Genomic DNA, 2,948 nt, shown 5'->3' on the forward strand with positions numbered 1-2,948 from the left:
CGGTGTCGTCGCGTCCGGGTGACTGATCCGACGTGTCCGGCCGCGCGGGCCGCGGGTGCCGCGGAGAGTCGTCCGTCACCGGCGCCCGACCGGCGGCCCGGTCCTCGGGCAGGAGCCCGCGTGGCCGCGGCTGTGCCTGACCCGCGGCCGATGGTCCCGGGCCCGCCGTCGACTCATGCGTCGACACCCCCGGCGGTGCCGGGGCGAGACGCGCCGCACCCGCGACAGGCGGTTGCGGCGGCCCAGCGGACGGTTGCGCCGACCCGGCGGCCGACTGCGCGGGCGCGGCCGGCGGCTGCGAGGCCCTGGCCGGAGACTGCGGCTGCCCGGCAGGCGACAACCCAGCAGGCGACAGCCCGGCCGACTGCTGCCCGGCAGGCGCCTGCCCGGCAGGCGACTGCGACGACCTGGCTGAATGCTGCGCGGACGCGGCGGAGGGCTGCGAAGGCCCAGCAGATGGCGGCGCGGACACGGTCGACGGCGGCGTGGAGCTGGACGACGACCGCGGCAGCCCGGCCGGCGGCTGCGCGGATCTGCCTGGAGGCTGCGGGGACGCGGCGGGGGGCTGCGCGGACGCGGCGGGGGGCTGCGCGGACGCGGCGGGGGGCTGCGGGGGTGCGGCGAGGGGCTGCGCGGACGCGGCGGACGACTGCGGCCGGGCGCCCAGTGGCTGCGACCGGACGGGCGTGGAGCGGGCAGCCGGCCGTGCCTCGGGCGAACCCTCTGACGGCCGCGGGCCTGCCCGCTCAGGCCCTGATCGTTCAGGCCCGGATCTCTCGGGCTCGGAGCGCCCAGGCCCGGAGCGTTGCGGAGCCGGCCGGTCGGGAACGGCCCGATCGGAAGCGCCGCCAGTGGTCCGCTGATCGGGCCGGCTGGCGGGGGAACCAGCGGACGGAGACGGCGGTGTCGCAGGTGACCCGGCGTCACCCGGCCTGCCCCCACCCGGCAGATCTCCGGCCGGCTGGGCACGGCCCGCGACAACCGGTCGGGGACGCGGCGGCTGAGCGCTCAGTGGCTGGGCACGCGGCGGCTGGGCACTCGACGACTGCTCGGGCAGGGGCTGCGCGCTCGGTGGCTGCGCGCTCGGCGGCGGGGTGGGCGGCGTCTGGGCACTCCGCGGCGGGGTGGGCGGCGGCGGGGTGGGCGGCGGCGGGGTGGGCGGCGGCTGCGTCCGGTGGAGCTCCACCCGGCGGGGCTCCGCGGGCGGTGACACACGGCGTTCCACCCGGGAAGGCTCGGCCCGCGAGGGCGGGACGCGCGGCGCATCGGCCGGACGGGCATCGCCTGACCGAGCGGCCGACGGTGCCCCGGCCGCTGGCGCCCGTGAGGCACGCGGCGGCTCGACCGGACGGGAGCCGCCCTGCGCTGGCTGCGCCCGCCCCGACTCGGGTTCACGCGGCGGTGACGGCTGCGCTCCCGAGGGTTTCGGCGCGTCCGCCCCGCGAGAGCTGGCGACAGGCTGCCCGTCGGCGGCGGTCCCACCGAGGAGGCGGTTGCCGGCGGGCCGTGCTGCCGGCCGCACGGCCGGCCCCTGCCAGGGCTGCGCCCCGGCATGTCGACCGCTCGGATCGCTCGCCCGGCCCGCCGTCCCCGCGGGACCGGCCGCCGTCCCGGACGGCGATGAGGCCACCGGACGCTCACCCGGTGCCACGCCCGAGCCGCGGTCCAGCGCTGACCGGCCGGCCGGGGCCGACGACCGCTCCCCAGACGGCCGCGCGCCACCAGCGCCACCAGCGCCACCAGCGCCACCAGCGCCACCAGCGCCACCAGCGCTGAAGCGTGGCGGTTGCGCTGGACGATGCCCGGATGCCTGCCGCGTGTCCGGCCCGGCCGTGGCGCCACTTCCTGTGCCACTGCCCGCGGCGCTGCCTGGGGAAGGGTGCGCCATGGAAGGAGCGGGCGGACGCGCCCGCTCGGACGGATCCGACGGACGTCCGACGTCCTTCATCCCGCTGTCGGCTTTCCCTCCGTCCGCGTTCGTGCCCTCCCCGGCGGACGGCCCTGCCGGGCTCGATGACCCCGCTGAGCCTGACGGGCTCGCGGGCGGACCGGATCTGACGCTGTCAGCGCCTTGGTCGGTTCGGCCAGGCCGCTGTGGCGGTTGATCGGTCATTGCGCACGCTCCCGGGTCACGAGGGCCGAGTCAGGCCCAGCGTAATCCGGAGCACGCGCCGCTCCAGTAGTCGTTTTACGACGTATCGTAAGCGGCATTACTGTACGTTCGCCTGACTGGCCGCATACGCACGCGGGGCCCGCGGATACCCGTGCGTGGACCCGGCCTCCGGCTCCACCGAAATCCTCATCGAGGACGACCCTACGGCCCGCCGCTGCCGCACACCGTTCCAGCCGGTCCGCGACAGCGGTGACACAGCCGGTCCGGAAAACCACGGCCGATCACAGTTGTCCCAAAGCGGCCACGGCGTCCGGCCTACACGCCCATTACGGCAGACGACACGAAAAACGGTGCCGCAAATACCGCAAAGCATGCCGACATCCGATCCTCACCAGCGCGACATCCACCCGTAACCCCGCAGGCCGCGGTGACCGAACCGACATACCGACGGGCAGCACCGGATTCACCTCCTTCCTTACAGCCGGCGCCCGTCAACGATGGGCGACACTCATCGACACGGATGACGCCTACCGGGAGACAGGGAGCAGGGGTTCGCGACCTCGGCCTGACCCGTTCGAACGTGGCGGGCCGGGCGGCCAGCCCGCACAAGGGCCAGAACCCCTCACGGCGGCCCCCGGCCAGCACCCCTTGCCCATCACCACCAAAAGATCGACAAGCCCACCACGACGGCCGGCCCACCGCGACGGCCGGCCAGCCACGCCAGGGGCTCCCAAACCGTGGCGAAACCCCCAGCCAACCACCCCCTTACCGATCATCACAAGATGATCGGTAAGCCCACCGAGACGGCCAGCCAACCACGCCAGGGGCCCCCAAA

Origin of the sequence: Protofrankia sp. CiP1_Cm_nod2 (assembly GCF_920664355.1) — a bacterium.
GTDB lineage: Bacteria > Actinomycetota > Actinomycetes > Frankiales > Frankiaceae > Protofrankia.